The sequence below is a fragment of the Acidobacteriota bacterium genome, from assembly GCA_003225175.1.
Lineage (GTDB): Bacteria > Acidobacteriota > Terriglobia > Terriglobales > Acidobacteriaceae > Gp1-AA112.
In genome coordinates this window covers 22582-40990 of the sequence record QIBA01000037.1, presented here as the reverse complement: position 1 = coordinate 40990, position 18409 = coordinate 22582, and the positions used below count along the sequence as shown (strand labels likewise).

The 18409-nt window shown below is 53.9% G+C and carries 13 protein-coding genes; 6 read left to right on the top strand and 7 right to left on the bottom strand.

Going from position 1 to position 18409, the window contains the following annotated elements; all coding sequences use genetic code 11:
* The first annotated feature begins 57 nt into the window (after positions 1-57).
* From DMG62_07430 to DMG62_07405, 6 genes are all read left to right on the top strand, one after another.
* Positions 58-3459: a hypothetical protein gene (locus tag DMG62_07430; protein PYY23492.1), complete on the top strand. Its 3402-nt coding sequence runs from the start codon at positions 58-60 to the stop codon at positions 3457-3459.
* A 74-nt stretch (positions 3460-3533) separates the two neighbouring features.
* Positions 3534-5018, top strand: a complete 1485-nt coding sequence (locus DMG62_07425; GenBank protein PYY23491.1) for a hypothetical protein — start codon at positions 3534-3536, stop codon at positions 5016-5018.
* A 211-nt stretch (positions 5019-5229) separates the two neighbouring features.
* A complete protein-coding gene (locus tag DMG62_07420; protein PYY23490.1) occupies positions 5230-7041 on the top strand; it encodes a hypothetical protein in 1812 nt (603 codons plus the stop codon).
* 3 nt (positions 7042-7044) lie between these two features.
* On the top strand, positions 7045-8175 hold the full coding sequence (locus DMG62_07415; GenBank protein PYY23489.1) for a hypothetical protein: 1131 nt from the start codon (positions 7045-7047) through the stop codon (positions 8173-8175).
* Positions 8176-8237: 62 nt separating this feature from the next.
* The gene (locus tag DMG62_07410; protein PYY23488.1) at positions 8238-8834 is read left to right on the top strand and encodes a hypothetical protein; all 597 of its coding nucleotides are present in this window, start codon (positions 8238-8240) and stop codon (positions 8832-8834) included.
* Positions 8800-10116: a hypothetical protein gene (locus tag DMG62_07405; protein ID PYY23487.1), complete on the top strand. Its 1317-nt coding sequence runs from the start codon at positions 8800-8802 to the stop codon at positions 10114-10116. The genes DMG62_07410 and DMG62_07405 overlap by 35 nt, the downstream gene beginning before the upstream one ends.
* 25 nt (positions 10117-10141) lie before the next feature.
* Here DMG62_07405 and DMG62_07400 read toward each other — a convergent pair whose 3' ends face one another.
* From DMG62_07400 to tssK, 7 genes are all read right to left on the bottom strand, one after another.
* Entirely contained in the window at positions 10142-10792 is a 651-nt protein-coding gene (locus DMG62_07400; GenBank protein ID PYY23486.1) for a hypothetical protein, read from the bottom strand.
* Between the two features lie 55 nt (positions 10793-10847).
* Positions 10848-11525: a hypothetical protein gene (locus tag DMG62_07395; GenBank protein PYY23485.1), complete on the bottom strand. Its 678-nt coding sequence runs from the start codon at positions 11523-11525 to the stop codon at positions 10848-10850.
* A complete protein-coding gene (locus DMG62_07390; protein PYY23484.1) occupies positions 11522-13015 on the bottom strand; it encodes a hypothetical protein in 1494 nt (497 codons plus the stop codon). Before DMG62_07390 ends, DMG62_07395 begins: the two co-directional genes overlap by 4 nt.
* Positions 13016-13052: 37 nt before the next feature.
* Entirely contained in the window at positions 13053-13343 is a 291-nt protein-coding gene (locus DMG62_07385; protein ID PYY23483.1) for a type VI secretion protein, read from the bottom strand.
* 19 nt (positions 13344-13362) lie between these two features.
* On the bottom strand, positions 13363-15708 hold the full coding sequence (locus tag DMG62_07380; protein PYY23482.1) for a type VI secretion system tip protein VgrG: 2346 nt from the start codon (positions 15706-15708) through the stop codon (positions 13363-13365).
* Positions 15708-16565, bottom strand: a complete 858-nt coding sequence (locus DMG62_07375; protein ID PYY23481.1) for a hypothetical protein — start codon at positions 16563-16565, stop codon at positions 15708-15710. Before DMG62_07375 ends, DMG62_07380 begins: the two co-directional genes overlap by 1 nt.
* A 231-nt stretch (positions 16566-16796) precedes the next feature.
* Complete coding sequence (gene tssK / locus DMG62_07370) at positions 16797-18155, bottom strand: type VI secretion system baseplate subunit TssK (GenBank protein PYY23480.1); 1359 nt, start codon at positions 18153-18155, stop codon at positions 16797-16799.
* Positions 18156-18409: the final 254 nt, after the last annotated feature.

Here is an 18409-nt window from a genome sequence, read left to right as displayed (position 1 = left end):
TGTCGCAATGGGAATTCATGACGCTGCAACTCGCAAGCGTCCTGTAAGGGGCTCGAAATGGGGATTTACATCATCACGGCCGTCGTGCTGCTTGTTTGCCTGGTCCTTTCATGGCTGGTCGGCTCGATCCTTCACCTGCAGGGTACGAGTGTGTGGGTGCTTCGCGGAATCCTTTCCTTGCTCTGCCTCGCAGGTGCCGGGCTGTTTCTCTGGTTTGATCGCAAGGTGAAGCGGGAAGAGTCCGGAGCGGGCGTTGCCGCAGCCGGGACTGAAATCGATGTACTGCTGAGGGAAGCGGACAGGAAACTAAAGGCCTCACGGGCCGCTTCAACGACCATCGCGTCCATGCCCGTCATCTTTATTCTTGGCGAGAGTGGAAGCGCAAAGACCTCCGTCATCCTGCATTCCGGACTCGAGCCGGAGCTTCTCGCCGGGCAGGTGTATGACGGCTCTGATGTTGCTTCAACCGGCGTCCTTAATGTGTGGTTTACCCGCAAGACGGTGTTTATCGAGGTCTCAGCAAGGATTGCGTCCGATGCCGGGAGCTGGGCTCGTGTTCTGCAAAAAACGCGTCCAAGCCAGATAAAGTCCGCATTTGGGAAGGGACAATTTGCCTCCCGCGCGGTGCTCATGTGCTTCGACAGCGAAAAGTTTGCGTCCGGCGGCGATGCCCTCGCTGCTTCAGCACGGCGCTTCGCCTCGTCCCTAAGGCAAATGGCCGCTTCCCTGGGTGCGGATTTCCCGGTGTACACGCTCTTCACGCGCATGGACCGGTTGCCGCACTTTACTGAATTTGTTTCAAATTTGACTCAATCGGAATCCGGCGAAATCTTGGGAGTAACGCTTCCCCGGCGCAAAGGCGGTCAAGGTCTCTTCGTTGAAGAAGAGAACAATCGCGTTAACCAGACTTTTGATCAGCTTGTCTATTCACTTTCCGAGAAACGCATCGAATACCTGCCGCGCGAAGCCGCGGCTGAACGCCTGCCATCGCTCTATGAGTTTCCCCGCGAACTCCGCAAACTGCGCAGTGTCGTTTCCCCATTTCTCATCGAGCTGACGAAACCCACACAACTCGGCTCCAACTGCTTTCTGCGCGGTTATTACTTCTCTGGCATAAGGCCCGTAATCATAATGGAGTCTGTCGCGGCTGCTGCCCCAGCCACTTCCGCCGCGCTTGCGAGCGCCGGCGGAGGGGCGACACGAATGTTCCGAACCTCCGATATTCAGGTCCAGGCACAAGCTCAGCCCGCGGCGCGAGTCGTGCAATCGCGCAAAGTCCCGGAATGGACCTTCCTGCCGCACTTGTTCAATGAAGTCATTCTGCGCGATCGCGGAGCGCTGGGCGCGAGTGGCGAGAGCGCGCACGTGCAAGTTACGCGCCGCATTCTGTTTGGAATCGCAGCGCTGCTTTGTCTAGTGGTGCTTATGCTCGCTGCGATTTCCTTTTCCAACAATCGCTCGCTCGAGCAGAGTATCGCGGCCTCCGCCGAATCTCTCGCAAAGACTTCTCCTGCTCCGACCGACACGCCTTCTCTGGATCAATTACAGGAGCTCGAGAAGATGCGCGCGGGGCTCGCTGATCTGCAGTCGTACGAGAAAGACGGAGCGCCATTCGGTTATCGCCTGGGTCTTTATTCCGGAGATCGCATCTATCCAGACGCACACGCACTGTACATCCGTTATTTCCAACGCCTACTCCTCTCTTCCGGCCAGGCAAACATGTTGGTTAGTCTGAAGCAGCCTCCGGCGACGCGCAGCAGCGATGACTTTCAGCAGATGTACACGACGCTGAAGACTTACTTGATAACCACGTCGCATCATGAGAAGGCCGATTGGACTGGGTTTGTTCCGGCCTTGCTGGAACGCTCGAATACCTTCCGGCGCACGACGGACCCAGCCACACAGGACTTGATCCGCAAACAGTTTGCGTTCTACTCCGCCGAGCTGATTGCGGCGAATCCGTACTCGTCTGAAATCGACACAGTGGCTGTGGAGCGAAGCCGGACTTATCTGAAGCAGTTCAGCGGTATCGAGACCGTCTATCAGGCAATGCTCGATGATGCCGCACGCGGAAAATCCGGCATCAACTTCAACCGCCAGTTTCCCGGATCGGCACAGGTCGTCGTCGACACCTATGAGGTTCCCGCAGCCTTTACGAAAAATGCATTTCAGGCCATGGAGAAGTCCATGCAGAATCCTGAAAAATTCAGGGGAGAAGAGTGGGTCTTAGGTCCCCAGACCGCGCTGAATATCTCATTGGAATCATTGCGATCGCAGTTGCCCATCCGGTACTACAGTGACTATGCGGCAAAGTGGCGCGCATTCCTCAGATCCGCGCACGTAGTCAACTACCAGGATCTGAAAGATGCAGCAGATAAGCTCTCGCGCCTCATCGGCAATGACTCTCCCCTTTTGGCGCTCTTCTGGCTGGCAAAAGAAAATACCGCAGTGGAGGCGCCCGCAATTCGCGAGGTCTTCGACTCGGTGCAGACGTTGGCTAAGGATTCGAGCCAGGAAAAGTTGCTAGGTCCGGGGAACCAGGTGTATATGGGCGCTCTGTCGCAGTTGACATCGGTGATTACTGCAGTGTCGAGTGCTCCTAAGCCCGATCCGGCACTTTTGGGGCAGGGCTCGCAGGCGGCCTCTACTGCGCACGGCACGGTTACGCAAATCGCTCAGGGCTTCCGCATCGATACCCAAGGCCGAATTGACGCGCATGTAAAGCAGCTGATGGATGATCCGATCATCAAGACCGAGGCGGCCCTGTCTGCCGCCGGAGCCATGGGCGCGGACGACGCATGCCACATTGTGAATCAGGTAACGGCGAAATACCCGTTCAATCCCAAGGCAAGCCAAAGAGCCACTTTGCAGGAGGTACAGGATCTGTTCCGTCCCCAAACGGGAAGGCTGTGGACGCTCTACGACTCACAGCTCAAGAGCATTCTCCAGCGCCAGGGAAATCAATTCATTCCCACCGGTACAGTCCCGGTCTCACCTCGTTTTGTGAGCTTCATGGAGAGGGCAGCCCAGTTCAGCGAGACGCTGTTTCCGAACAATTCACCGACGATCCACCTAACCTTCGCACTACGCCAACTGCCAAGCAAAGGAATCGATCAGGCGACGATCGTGATCGATGGCCAGACCCTGGCCAGCGCCGCCCGCCAACAGTTCGTGTGGACTGGCAGTGACACATCAAGCGTGTCGCTAACCGCAACCTCAGGAGCCGTAACGCTGCCACCTCTCACGGGACAAGGTCCATGGTCACTGTTCGAGTTCTTCCAGAGTGCCGACTGGACCGGAGGAAATCCCGCCACGCTAGAGTGGCCCCTGCAACTTCAGTTCGGCCACAAAAGCATCAGTGAAGGCGCACGCACTGCTGTGCGCTACGAGCTCGACACACAAGGCGCCCAGGTCTTCAGAAAAGGATTTTTGGATGGCTTGCGTTGCGCAGCCAAGTAACGAATTTTCGCGGCTTTGAGAAGACTGACGAAGTCAGTCCAGCATCAAGTCGTTGTTATAAACTACCAACCCTCATGTCGTCTGTCGCCAAACAGGCCGGTCTAGTTCCTCTGCTGAAAATCAGTTTTGAGAAGAGTCCCGGTCGGCGACAGGAGTTTAGGTTCCAACGATCGTTCCGCATCGGACGTCTTGACGAATGCGACGTTTGCATCAAAGACGAACACGTTAGCCGTCATCATGCCGAGATCGCTTTTGAAAGTGGCCAGTGGTGGGTTCGAGACCTGGAAAGCAGCAACGGCACTTATGTCAGTGGGCAGCGCATCCAGCACATGTCTATCGGACAGAGGTTAACCATCCGGCTTGGAAATGAGGGCACTGAGGTTCACTTTGAAGTAGAGAAACTGGCCAGCCCAAAACCAGTTCTCCAGTGGGGCGAGCCGGGCAAAGCAGAGGTCCAGAAAAATACCTCGCTGGCGCATTACCTTCAGCACTACTTCGGAAAGTCGGTTGAGGGCGAAACGGTTGGTGAACATACGTTTCGTGTGCGACAGGCATTTGCCTATGTTCAAGCCAAGCAGAAGAGGAAGTACGGAGGCATCATCGCGGCCCTTGTATTTGTCGTGGTACTTGCTGGAGCGTTTGCCTTTTATGAGCACCAGCAGAGTCTTAAGCAGAGAGCTGTTGCGCAAGAGCTGTTCTACACGATGAAGTCTCTCGATCTCGATGTAGCCAACCTGGAGAGGCTGGTAGCACAGACGGACAGTAAAATCGGCCTCGACGAGATCCAGAAATATCGGAATCGGCGGAAAGAGGTGGAGCAAAGCTACGACCACTTTCTAGCGACCTTGCATATCTACAATCCCAAAATGACGGAGCAGGATCGAAACATACTTCGCATCGCACGCATCTTCGGTGAGAGCGAATTAGATATGCCGCCGGGTTTTAGCGAGGAAATTAACAAGTACATCAAGAAGTGGCAGGGTTCAGGCAGGTACGCGAAGGCAATCCAGACAGCAAAAGCAAACGGATACACGAGCAAAATTGCGAATGAACTATTGGCCCAGGGACTTCCGCCGCAGTTCTTTTATCTCGCACTGCAGGAGAGCAACTTCGACCCGTATATCAGCGGTCCGATGACAAGAAAGGGCTACGCCAAAGGGATGTGGCAATTCATTCCCGAAACTGCAGTGAAGTACAGCCTGCACCTCGGGCCTCTGGTCGACCTCAGACGGCCAGACCCCTCCGATGAACGAGATCAATACGAAAAAGCCACCAAAGCCGCAGCCCGCTACCTGAAGGATCTCTACAGCACAGACGCCCAAGCCTCCGGCTTCCTGGTAATGGCCTGCTACAACTGGGGCGAAAACCAGGTGCTGCCATTAGTCCGCAGCATGCCAGCTAACCCAAAAGACCGCAACTTCTGGCAACTACTCTCCAAACACAAAGACAAGATCCCGCAAGAGACCTACGACTACGTGTTCTACATCACTTCCGCTGCTGTGATTGGGGAGAATCCTCGGCTGTATGGGTTCGATTTTGATAATCCGTTGGCGAATTAGGCGCGTGAATGTAATCTGTCACGAAGCAATCTCCAGACCACCCGGTTTACGTTCTCTTCACAAGGCGGCCTAATGCCGAAACACACGTTCACTCAGGCGAATGTCTTGCCCCCATTGCAGGGATGTCTCAGTCCGTACTCCTTGCGTGGGAGGCGGATTTCGGATATAAGACCTCCCGATCAATCCTCATTTTGGCAACGGAGACTGCAGCATGGCGACGGTTGTCGATAATGGACCGCCACTGAAACTGAAAGCGGAATCCGGAGATTCGCTTTGCCTGCTGGCTATCGAAGCTGGATTCGAACACTGTCAGCGTTTGCGGGATGCGAATGCTGGCAAAGATTTTGTTACAAGTCGCCACCTCGAACCCGGCGACATCGTCGTCGTCCCCGAACGGGACATCAAGGACGAATCCAAATCAACTGATACTACTTCGACCTTCGTCAAACTCACGTCACCTCCATTCTCTGTTCGCTTTGTGCACGGTTCGGGCACAAAGACATACGCTGATGATGACACGCTTTTAGTCCTGAATGTGAGCAACATTAGGACTGATATTGATCTGCCGCCGGGATTTGGATTCGATTCAAAAGGAGATCGCGACGGCGATACTTTCAAAGTGGAAGTCGTCGATCCAGCAGCAGGAGGTACTGTAAATGTTCGTCTGGAGGCGCTCCGACCAGTGTACGCAGCTGATGGCACGATTGATCACCATATCTTGTTTGCAAGCGTGGGACATGAAGCTGACCGTCGGATCACAACATTGAAGTGCAAAAAAGTACGCTCGGCTCCTGCCTATCGTTCCAAGTATCTGCGCCTGGTTGTAGACCACGATGACAAAAAGTCTGTTAACGAGCAGACTCTGCTAGTTGGTACGCTCGTAGACGATGGCGATGAAGCCGTCGAAATCCTGGACCAGCGAGTGCGCGCAACCTACGAGTATTCAAAATGTCCTGCCACCGGTGCTACGAAGTGTCACGCGACAGAAGAGCTGGATGTTGGCGAGTCGAAGCAACGCGCCAAGATGGCGGTACATATCCTAAAAAATGGCAAAACGGGAGTCCCGGTTTCAACAATTGACCAAGCACGCCGAAGTTGCCTGAAGTACGTGCGCGAGCTCTACGCACAGGCGAATCTAAGTTTGACAATGGTACAGCAGGTTCGCGAAGTTCCCGCTCCCGCGAACATGATAGCGGTCGCAAACGGCTGGGCGCGACGTGCGGTGGGGGGAAAAAAAATCTCTATCCGCCTACGTGTTGGAGCTATGTTTGATGAAACAGTTGAGACTACAACCGTCGCAAAGGAGAAGCCAATCGCAACCGCGAACGCTCTGGCCGATGCTATCAGAGCTTCGTTTACGGCTGCGCTGCCGCCCCTTACAACGACAGTTACGGTGACAGAGAACCCGCCGCTCATCGGCCAGGTCTATCGCACCGCAGATATTGTGATTGGCGATCCGCTGAACGAAGACGTTCGCCTAACAATTGTCAAGAACAACGATGCTAAACATCCGGTGAGCGTTGGCAGAATCGTTGGAGCGAAGGTACAAGAATTCGATGGCACCAATGCGCACGTGGGAACTCTACAAGAGCGCGTACTCGTCAAGAACTACAACAGCGGTTCCGATCGGATAGATATTTTCATCGTTGATACGCTCAGCGCCGGTTCTTGCGGGGAAGCATTTCCTCCAAATGCTGCGGACCCGCCCAAGGAGCAACCAATCGACGAAATGGTCAACAGCGCACTTATCTTCAAACAGACGATAGTTAAGGCAGATAATTTCCACACCACCGTGCCGCACGAAATGGGGCACATCTTAATGGACCGGGGGCATGCGATTCCTGCAACCGAGATGATGGGCGCGGGTTCGCCGGTTGGCTCACATGAGCGCGTCGTGAACGGTCCCAAGCGCATCAGCGACCCTCTTCCGCCGAAGAAGATAGCCTTCAGCGATGGCAAGCCTGCAGGCAATCCGGTGATGTTTATTCGAACTGGCAATGCTGCACTGTTGGATGGATGGTGATCCGTGCCTGAGCAAACCCCACGCACAGCATACAAATTTGCGCGCTGTGCGGCCGTTGCCGCGCTGCTCGCGACCGGAGTAGTTGCAACTGGAGAGCAGAAAATGATTGATCAGCAAGTGTTGAATGAGAGCGAACGCCTTGCCGGCTATTTGGCAGCCAATGCGAAATACAATGTGGTTCCGCCGCCGGCAATAGAAAACCGAGCCGAAGCTGTTCGCTTCGTGCGCGAGCACCTTACGTCGACACAGTCGCTCGGAAATCTGCGCAAGCTCTCCCGGCTGGCGGTCTTCTATCAGCTCAGCGAAACATCCGGCGGCTTTGAAAACCTGCTAACAGAAAAGGAAGCGGACGCGACAGGCGTCCCGAAAGCCGCCGTCTTGTTAGTGACACTTGCTTGGATTGGCAATGAAACACAAGTTGCAAACGCCGCACAGGAATATCTCAGGCAGCTTGAAAATCGCGCTGACATCGAATCGCAAAGGCAGCTAATACTGGAGGTATGCCAAGCCTTGGGATCGCCTGCCGCGATCGCGCAGCATCGGCAATGGGTTACTACACACATGCAAGCGGCGCAGCGTCAACTCGCGGACGCGGAAAGAGAACACCGCGACCGCCAAGTCAGTGGCTTGCGTAACGAGGTTGATGAACTCGAGGAGTATTTGGGGGGCGATGTTGCCCGGACTGAAAGCGAAATCGCCCTTCGGCAGCGCATCCTACAGTTAAGTCCTACCGAGCAGATCTCCCGGCTGGCGCGCTTGTATCTTGAGACTGAGGACTACGCGACTCCGGCTTTGGCTTACTGGGCGGGAATAACTTTGCTGCGCATGTCGAGTCGCGCACCAGATCTGCGGGCACATATCGCCCGAACATTTGTTGAACGTGCGAGAGAACATGAGAAACCTGTTGACCCCGGCGATGAGGAACATGAACTGGTTCGAGCCAAGGCGCTGCGAGCAGCACAGCTGTTTGGAGCTAGTTTCGACACTCAGCAATTAAACTGGCTGCATACACAGCGCGACACTGGAAGTGACCTGCTTGCTTGGCGTCCGCAGTGGCAATATCTAGAGGATCGCGGACAGCGATTCAAGAAAAAAGCTGAGGACCGGGGTAAGCAATTCAAGAAAAAACCATAGAGGCACGTCCGATGAGTGTGTGGGCTAGAAGGCGGAGGTTAAACATCGTAACTGCGTTGGCAATGCTTAGCGCAGTTTTCGAGATTGGATGCGACAGATTCGAGCAACGCCCTAGCGAGACGCATATAGCCTCGTCGTCTGCGCGAGTAGCAACTTCAGCATTACCTCACGAAGCGCAGGCGGAATCTCAAGCACAGTCGGAACACGGCGAGGATAAAGCAAAGCTGGCTGACAGCGAATGGTTTTACCGCATGCGCGGTAACTTGGACGCCGCGAACCTCAGCTGCACAGCGCGCTCTCATGTATCAGAGGTTGCCTCCGGCGAAAATCGATGCATTGACTGGGAACTCATCGGATTGAAATGCAAAGGAAGCCGAGATGCCGACTGGGTACACGAAGACGGAAATAACGGAAAAATTTGCAAGACCCAGCAAGCTTGGGAGTTGAAGAACGATCTGCCGGGCCAGGCATTCTGTGCGCCCACGGTCACGGAAGCAAAAGATGGGCACGCAGCATCAGTTCGACTTGAATGTACGTGGCAATGCCGAACCGGCGCCAATCCCTGCGCCGGCACCGCGACTTATGAATTCTCGCGTATAGCATTTGCGACAGGAGTAAAGAAGAATGGCGCCGCATCAACCGTCGTATCACATCCTTGACAATACATTTGCCGAAAAGGATCAGGGCCTGACTGTCCCTGAACGGCGCAACTCCAGTGACACTCCAGAATTGCTGGTGTGTCGTACGGCAAACGGTACTTCGGACTTCAACACTATCGAGTGCGGTGGATTCCTTCTGCAGATCAGCAATCTGGATCGAAACGATCCACCCGGCTATCAAGACGGAGTCTTTCCCCGCGGTCAAACTTTCAACAACAATAGTGGCAAGGATTTCCGTATTACGACTGAGCCGCGCATGCCGCAAATCAAGGTCCAATGCACCATATCTGGCTTTGATCCGGCGGACGTTCCAATTTACTGGCGGCTACATTGTCGACATGTCTTGTGCCGACATTGGAATGTAGGTGGAGTAGAGCCGCCGGCAACGCATGGTCCTTATCGTTACCGCGGACAATGCGAGGTCCTTGATGACGAATGGCAGGGAAAGAGTCGAAAAGCAGCTTTCACTCTTTTTCAGGCCGCGACGGATCCTGACATTGACTACGACTACAACTCAAACGACGTCGACGCACCGGTCATGGGTGGCCATGCAATTCTTGAGGTCGGAGCACTTCCTCCCTCCTGTTCTGTCATATTGCGCGATTACGTTCACTTACGCATCGGCGGGAACAATCCCGCTCAGGCGGAGGTGTTGAGTTACATCGACCGGCAACTCGCGGGTCGCGACACGAACATTATTCACATGGTGCGGGCCGTGGCTGCACACGAGAGCGGGTTCAAGCAGTTTCTCAAAACTGCACAAACAAGGGCGACGATGCACTTCGTTCAGAAGCACCACCAGAACAATGCTGCTCAGCCTGATTGTGCGGTTTTGTTTGACTATCCTGATGATCCGGAATATTTCCCGAACGTCTCATTCGACTGGGGCGTAGGCATTCTGCAGTACACAAAACTACCAGGGAGAATTGTCGGCCGTGAGACCGTCTGGGATTGGCGAGCGAGCGTACGCCGAGGTATCAATGAGTTTTTTGAACACCTACGCCATAAATATCAAGCCAATATTCACTGGAACGATTGGGCTCACCGCGCTTGGAAAGCATACAACGGAAGCGGACCGCAGGCGGAAGCATATGCAAATACGCTCGCTAGCCAAGGTGAAGGCGCACAGGTTAGCCATAATCAGGTACCGGGGAACTTCGATTTCGCCAATCAAACAAAGGATGTGCCTAACCCACGTGCGAGGGAAGCTCCACCGTCATGGCCGCCTTTCTCTGCGCCTGGTGATTTCCCGGTATCGCCTCTGGAAGAGGTACCGGCGTAACTCAGTCAGAGCCTTGCTTTACTTTCTAGCTTCCATGGACCGACTTCAGTTTCTCCCTGGTCGGATCGTCGGGAGCACCGGTTTCATTCAAACCGTTTTTTTTCTGAAACGCTTTCAGAGCCACAATGAGCAGCGGCGAATCGCAATCGTCGACAGATCCACCGTAGAAGCCAAGATTACGGAGACGCGCCTGCAGTCCAGTCGTTGTTTCTACTGGATCGAGATGGGCCAATTTTAGCGGATATTCCTCCAGACCATTACTTAACAAGAGGCTGGCGTAGGTTTCGTTTGCGGGGATAACCTTCTCGATTTTTCCGGTGCTGTCAGTCTTGTCCGTAATGGCGGCTCCACTAGAAATTCGTAGAGTGTAGTTCTCGTTTGCGAGTGGCTTGCCACCACGCATCAGCCGCAAAATCAGTTTGGTAGGAACGCCGGTGATCTGAAAATTATGTAGAGCGTCAGCCGCGCGATCTTCGTGCTTTATTTCTTTGGCAGGAATGTGAAGAACGTCTCCGGGCTTTAAGACATTCGGTGTCTTTCGCAGCTTGCGCAAGTCGGCATTCAGCGCGTGGTTCCAGATAAATTGCCAATCAAAGCCGTACTGCTTTGCGATGGAAGACAAGCATTCGCCTTGAGCGATTTCGTGGTCAATTACTTCTGCGGTTGCTGTACTCATCCTTCTTACTCAATTCCGTTTCTCACGCGGGGAAGATTCTGCCCGTTCGAAGGCATCAGTACCCGTGCCGATCCAAGAGCGCCTGTTGAGTTTTTGGGCCCATGATCCCGTCAACCTTCAGTGCGGGACTACGGCCGATTAAGTTCTCCCTCTCTTGAAAGGCGCGAATAGCTAAATTGGTAAATGGTCCAGTGATGCCATCGACCCTAACCTTGTAATGACCAAGATTATGCAGCCGTTGCTGATAGCCCTTTACCATATCGATGGGATCAAGGTGGCCTAGTCTAACCTGATACCGCTCGCGTTGGTCGCCACCTACAAACAACCATCCTCCTTCAGCTGTGTCACTTATCAGAACGTCGATCATTCCTTTGCTATCAGTCTTTAGTCCCTTATATTCCTTGGTGTCGATCACCAGCATGCAGGGAATATTCGTTCGCGGGACACCGACTGCATTCTCGAGCTTGATTTTCAATCGCTTTTTGTTTTTCCCGAGAACAAAGTTGTGACGCTTGTCGCTGCTACAACTCTCTTCGCGGAGCTTGCGCTGGGGAACGTAGACTTGGTCCCCCGGATAAATGACGTTTGGATCTGAGCGCTGGCTCCGAAGGTCGGCATTTTCCGGTGCGTTCCAGATCTGCTTCCAATCTGCGAAGCCGTATATTGCAGCGATTTTTGAAATCCATTCGCCGGAAGTGACGATATGGTAAAAACCAAGCTCTGCCTGACTCATTTTGCGCCCACGTTTTGGCCAGCAGCGGCCGCTGCCGTCTTGGCGGGAACGTCTGGAGATACAAATACTGCGTCGACGTTGCGCCAAGACACGTGAATCTTCAGTAGTACCGGGTTATGCGTATGGCCTTGGCAAAAAATCCTAAATCCCGGCGGTTTAAAGAACAACGTCTTCTTGCTGTCCTGTTCAATCTCTGCATGGTGAGCAAGAAGATACCAGACGCTTGCGTAAGGAATATTCCTGCAATACAGGTTTTCCTGAGGATTATCAACAAGGTCCGTGAACTTCCGAAGGTAAGGCCAATAATTCACCTTGGTTGTCACGTCAGGCCCAGCCGGGTGGAACAGATCCTTTGCCACCCAATAACCGTCGCTGTTATTAACTTGAAAGCGATGACCATGCTCGATCCACAGTAAATCCTTTAGCAGCCATGCTCGTGAACCTTTAAGGCAATCTATCTTCTCAATTCCAGTCGATTTCCAGTCAGTTGCCATGTATACGTCATGATTGCCATAAACGTGTTGGCAATTCATTGCAGGATCGAGCAATAGATCCAGTGCTAATTGATTTGCGGGATTCTGATAGACCAATTGTAGCCATTTGGGGATATTCTCAGCCGCGACTTCCGTTGATTGCAGATAGTGGTCCGGATCCAGTGGAAGATTATCGATGAGCGTCGCGATCGGCGCCCACATCTCAAAAAGATCACCGAGCTGCGTCACCTCGATCTCGAAACCGGCCTCCCTTGCACATTGGACTTGACTTAAAAGACGAACGAGATCGTAACCTGCCGAGCCGAAAGCATGCTCTCTTTCCTCCTTATGCATCGCCGGAACATTTTCAAGATGTTGGAGTGCAACCAGTTGCGAAAATGGCTGCGCAACGAAGTCCCAAAACCGGAGAAACTCATGGCGACGGTCGCAAAGCCCCTGGGGATCAGGCCACATGTGCATGTCTGGCAGTATCAATCGGATCTGAGTCGAATCCGCAGCTTGCTCGACATGCGAGGATACCGCGTAATTCGCTACCCCAAAATTCCCCATGAACTGATAGAAAGACCAGAGAGCATTCGAAGGCGCGTCTGTGGAGTTAATCGGGGCAGGCGCCCCACGTTGCTGACCGAATTGGCACAGCCAGACATGAGGCCCACATACTAATCCGAAGTCTCGTCGGTGACCTCCCCAGAATCCTACGTCCATATACACGAAGGTGTCTGAACCTGGCCGCAAGACCACATGATCCCAAGGCGTCGGTCCTTCTGGGCCACCCACTCCAGTAGGAGCGGCAAAGCAGCCAAACGCGAATGGTGTAAAGCGGCAATCTGGACCGAGTATGGGTTGGGTTTTACCTTCAAACTTCGTTTTTGCGAGGTCATAAGTATAGTCCCACAAGGATGCAGTCGAATCCGTTACGTCGAATCCGAAAAACTTGAAGAATCGGTTTCGCACGGAGCCAAAATCGATTGCAATGTCATCGCAGGCAGTGGGCATTTCGGGCCTCGCATAGCACAAATTAATTACTGCGTGCTCACCCTCCGATCATGACTGTAAACTCCCCGAGCACGATGACGCCTCCGTGCGTGGTCTGATCACCAATTCGCGCGGCGGGCATGTTCCCGATCATGACGCTGCTCGATCCTTTAATAATCGAATCCGGTGGACCAACGCATGTGGTCATGTCACCCACGCGCGCGGCTGGTAAGAAACCAATGATCACGGTCGGGCAGCCCGGAGGAAGGATCGGTCCGCCGACGTGAGGTACGGTTCCAGTCACCATGGGGCAGGTGTGCATGTCAGACACTCGCGCTGCTGGGGGCATTTGATCCTCCTGAACCTCTCTACTTCGGTTTCCAGACAGATTTGTCCAGATTCGGGAACGTAACTTTGCACGTGCCCGGATCGATTCCATCAACGCGAGCAAACCCTTTTTCATCGAGCGTTCCTTCCGCCGCCGTTTGGCCGTCGGGAAGGATTATGCGATATGCCTCTCCTGGCACTGGCTTGTTGTCGGTATCAACCAACTTGATCTCAATCCAATGTGTCTGCTGCTTCGATTGACTCCCAGCGCCAGAACTCCCGCCCGCCTGCGGTTTGTGCGGAGTGAATTGGACCGGAGCGTATTTGCCTGTGCCGGTCTTCATCTGTTGTTGCTTCAGCTCCATCATTTGCCCTGGATCGGCCTTATCAGCTTCTTGCGCTGTTTTTGCCGCCGTGGGAGACACGAGCGAGCATGCTTGTCCGCTTCCGGGAGGCGAGCCGGGCCCGGAGTTGATGTTCACCATGCTGCCATCGAGAACTATGAGATTGCCTTTCACGGTGACACCCACAGTGTCGACGACAACGCTGTTGCCGCCGCACTTGAGCGTAATTCCCATCGGTGCTTCGAGAACGATCGTCATTCCCGCTTTGAGATAAAGCGCCTGACTAACCTGCTCAGAGTGGTTTCCGCTGAACTGCTCGGCTACATCGCCTGTCACCTTTAACGATTGACTACCAGCCACGGAGATCGCCTGTTTGCCATCGATTTTTAAATGGTGGTCGCGCCCGAGTTTCTGGACGTAATCGCGATCAACGGTCTCGTGATGATCGTTCTTGACGTGTTCAAAATGGTCCTGTTCGACGATCAGGTGCAGGTCCTTGGTAACCGTTTCGTATTCGTTGTTCTTCACGCGGATATCAAGATTCTTCTCAGCATGAATGAAGATCTGTTCGTCGGCCTTTTTGTCTTCGAAGCGCAGCTCGTTGAAGCCGCCACCGCCCGGTGAACTGTGCGTTTTGAAAAGTGTCTTGGTCTGGTTATCAGGGAGCGGGTAAGGGGGCATGGCGCCGGCGTTGTAGACCTGCCCGGTAATGATAGGACGATCGGGATCGCCTTCGAGAAACTCAACGATTACTTCATGACCAATGCGCGGTATGCCTACAGATCCCCACTGCTTACCGGCCCAGGCTTGGGCTACGCGAATCCAGCAGGAGCTCTTGTCGTCGTATTTTCCTTCGCGGTCCCAATGGAACTGCACCTTCACTCGGCCGTACTTGTCAGTGTGAATCTCAGAGCCTTTTGGGCCGACTACAAATGCAGTCTGTGGTCCTTGCACGAAAGGCTTGGAAGTGAGGCGCGGAGGCCGGAAGGTTCTGGAGGCCGGCATACATTTGAAGTTGTTGGAGTAGTAGCCGGCTTCATCCTCGGTTGTGTCGTATGGCGCGGTAGCGATGTGCTGCATCTGGGTTAGCACATAAGTGCTGTTCTGATCGCTGCGAGGATGGGAAGTGAGGTCGAACTTGTGCCCAGCGATAAGAGCGTTACTGTTACTCGCGCCGGTGCAGACGGTTTCAACGCATTCTTCCTCCTCGATCCGAACTTTCGTGAGCGTGTCGCCATCTGCCGTTTTGCCGTACAAGCCCGGGTAATCATAAACCTCGAAAATCTGGTTTCCACCCAATGGCACGACGGTCTTCATTTGCGAGTTTAGGTTAGTGTTGGGCGTCTCGAAGTTATAGTCGGTCATCGTGCAGACGCCGGGTCGCAACTCCTCCTCGTGTTCCCACGATGTGATGACGTCGTCTACTTTGCGGGCACTACCTGCGTCAAACCGAATCTTCCCCTGGTTCAGGCACGGGGGGTACCACGCCTCATCAGCAAGCACGAGTTTGTGTTTATCGTCGGAGTGTTCAAAGTAATAAAAGATACCGTTATGTTCCATGAGCCGCGCGACGAAGTTGAAATCTGATTCGCGGTACTGAACGCAGTAATCCAATGGGTGATAGGTGCCCCGAAGCTTGAGCTCAAAGTCCTGGAATCCCAGATCTTTGAAGACTTTTTCAATAATCTCAGGCGCGGACTTGTTCTGAAAGATACGGCAATTCTCGTTACGCGTGAGCATCCACAGCCAGGGAACCAGTTCGGCACGATAGTGGCTCAAGCGCTGATCAGTACCGTTATAGGAAAATCGGCTGACAATCCCGTTGATGTAGCGGGTTACGTTCTCCGAAGTAATACTGATCGTGCCCTGCCGCCCGACAACATCAATGGCCTTCAGCTTCGAGTCCTCAGAATAGAGGTCGAGCTGGAAGTTGAACAAGGCAGAGATGGCCTCGACGCCTGTAAATCTTTTCAGCAACAGCGCATCGGGACCAAGAGGAGTCTCAAAGGCTATATGTCGATTCGCCTGGGTATAACTGGGCATCACTCCGCCTCACCTGGTGTACGAACGAATAATGGCAGACGGATGCGATCGACGGTTTTGTCGACTTTTGCCATCGAAACCGCAGCGAGTGCAAACATTTTTCTGAGAAGTGCAGAAGAATCACTGGCTCCGAAGTTTGGGCCAGAACTGGATCTGGATACTGAAGCGGACTCAGTCCCCGCAGGCATCCGTGCGTTGCCGGCGCCAACGCTGACTGCCACTGCCGCCGACTCCTTTTTACGCAGCCTGAGATTCGTTAATGCTGCAAACAAAACTAAGCATGCAAGTAATTCAGACGCAGTGCGCTCCAGAGCGGAGAAGGCAACCATCACTCGCCGCCCGTCCCAGTCAAGCAACCGCGGATCTGGCGCGCCCGTTGACCATCGGGCGATTCGGTCGGATATCCCCAGGTGTACGAAGCGGGCAGGCGACCGCCACACCGCGAGGCCGCCGTCGCAACGACGCGCCTCCTGCTCGATCCTGTCAACGTAAACGCGGAAAGCCATGCGCAACGTCCTGGACACAGTTTCGTAATCCGCATTATTGGTAGTGGTCCCGTCAGTCAGAATCGCTTCGATCTCCGAACTTTTCAGTCCGATTTGCTCAGCGACTCGCAATCCGTGTGGGATCGTGCTCAAATCTTTGATATTTCCTATTTGGAACCCGGCTAGTTCCAGTGCAGCGCCTATGTTCGAATCAGGAATTCTTCCTGAATCCTGTTTGGGCGTAAGTCGCAGCGAAATGGCACTCAGCAGCGCAGTCCACTTTACGGTTTTAAGAGATCGTGCTTCGGCATCAATATGACTGCCGACGCTTAGAAGCGGCCAATTGGCTGGTGATCTTGTCGGATGCAACATGCTGGTTCCACATCGTGCAGTTACTGCCGCCGGTTTGGGAAACAAGCCCAGCAGCTCGAGAAAGAACGGCTAAGTACCGGGCCTATCTACGTTACGTTGCTCGTGTTAGGACAGATTTTGGCACTTGGGAGAGGTGCGCCGGATTCTGACGCCTCGAGTTAGGTTGTGTCAATAGCCAAATTCTCATGCCGCAATGAAACCAGAGATTGCTGGAATTTGATCGAGACGTGTTTAGGTCCGGCCCTTCACTGGCAACAAAATGACCAGCTCCAAATCAACATTGCGGAAATCTGCTGGGGCGTACACGCCTACATTACGGGCGCGCTGAATGCCTTCCCAAACTGAACCGGAGGAGTCGAGGCTGAAGTACTTGTACTTCAGCTTGACAGGGATCTCCGAAGGCGGCGACGGCACGTGGGTGAGCTTCAAGCCGGGTAGTGCATGTCGGACGATTTCTTCTACATATCCTGCGGCACCGACTTTCATCAATTGCGGCGTGCGCGTGATCAGTTCCGCATCTTTCATCTCGGCGTTGACTGCGAGGTAGAGACGAGTGTCTTTGAGGTATTTGTCGTCGTCAATGGCAGCGGCGTAGATGGATTCACGGACGAACTTTAGCGGGATGGAAATGAAGTTGGTTGGGACCACCTCTTCCAGCAGGAGGCGAATTTTTTCGTTCAGTTCACGAAAGCAGCTGCCCAGGTTCTCGTGGTCGTAGTCGCGGAGATCACGGGACTGGATGGTTAGTGAAAAAGTTGTGAGCGCGCCTGCAAGTTCGAGCATGGCCGAATACATCTGTTCGGGATGAACTACCGACCGGTGGAGCAGGTGGCGGAAGACCGGAAGGTGGGAGTTCACCGTGTAAAGAAGCCAGAAGCTGGCTACATCGGCGGCAGTGAAGTCGGCCAAGCTTTGATTTTTTTGCTTTCGGGCACCTGCCAGCACGGCGCTGCGGGCCGCTAGGCGCTCCACCAGCGAGCGGAGCACACCCAACAGGAAGGTGTTGCCGTGAACGTCGATCATGGGCGGAACATAGTCGGGGACAAGGCGGTAGGTACCGTCAGCGGCCTGCTCTACTTCGGCGACTTGCATTACAGTGCTGCCCTCGCGGCTTTCGGAGTCGACGAGCAAACGGAGGTTCTTCCTTGCGATCTGAATCGGCTTTTCCGAAGTGCCTGAGTTTTCATCGCGCAGCATGCGAGTCTCGGCGACGTAGCGGGCTTTAATGTCAGATCGCTGACTTACGTTAACCCCCCCCGTTCGTTGCTCGGGAACGGCGAGAAAGACGCCTACTCTAGCCTTTTCTTCGCTGAAGAATGGGTTGAGTTGGCGGGATGACGGAGCAGCGTCCGCTCCCGGGAATTCGAATAGTAGGCCGTCAGGCATTACGCCTGCACCGCCGCTGATGCTTAGCAGCCCCTCTGTCAGTTTGCTTTCATTGATTTGCAGGCTTGCGAATCCCCAGAATCGGAACGAAAGTGATTCGAAGAGGAAGCGCAGGCTATCTTCGATGTAACGGTCTTGTATTTGTAGATGTTGCGGGGTGAGAAAGGTGCCCTTCGACCAGATTACGTGCTGCAGTTGTTTCATCGCGACGGAAACAGCCAGCCTTTGCTCCATGGACTATGCGGGGAGTATAACCCCGAACCCCGGATTTTCCCTTGGCAGGAGAACGGTACATCCACCAGCGGGACACAAATCGTAAGCCAAAGAAGGCATTTTGTCAGCTATGTTTCGCTTCGGGAAAATTTCCAGAGCCTAGTTGCGAGAGAGTAGTTGACTCTGGTGCGGGGTGAGATATAATCGCGCACCGAAAAAAAGAACAACCTCCCGGGTATCCCCCT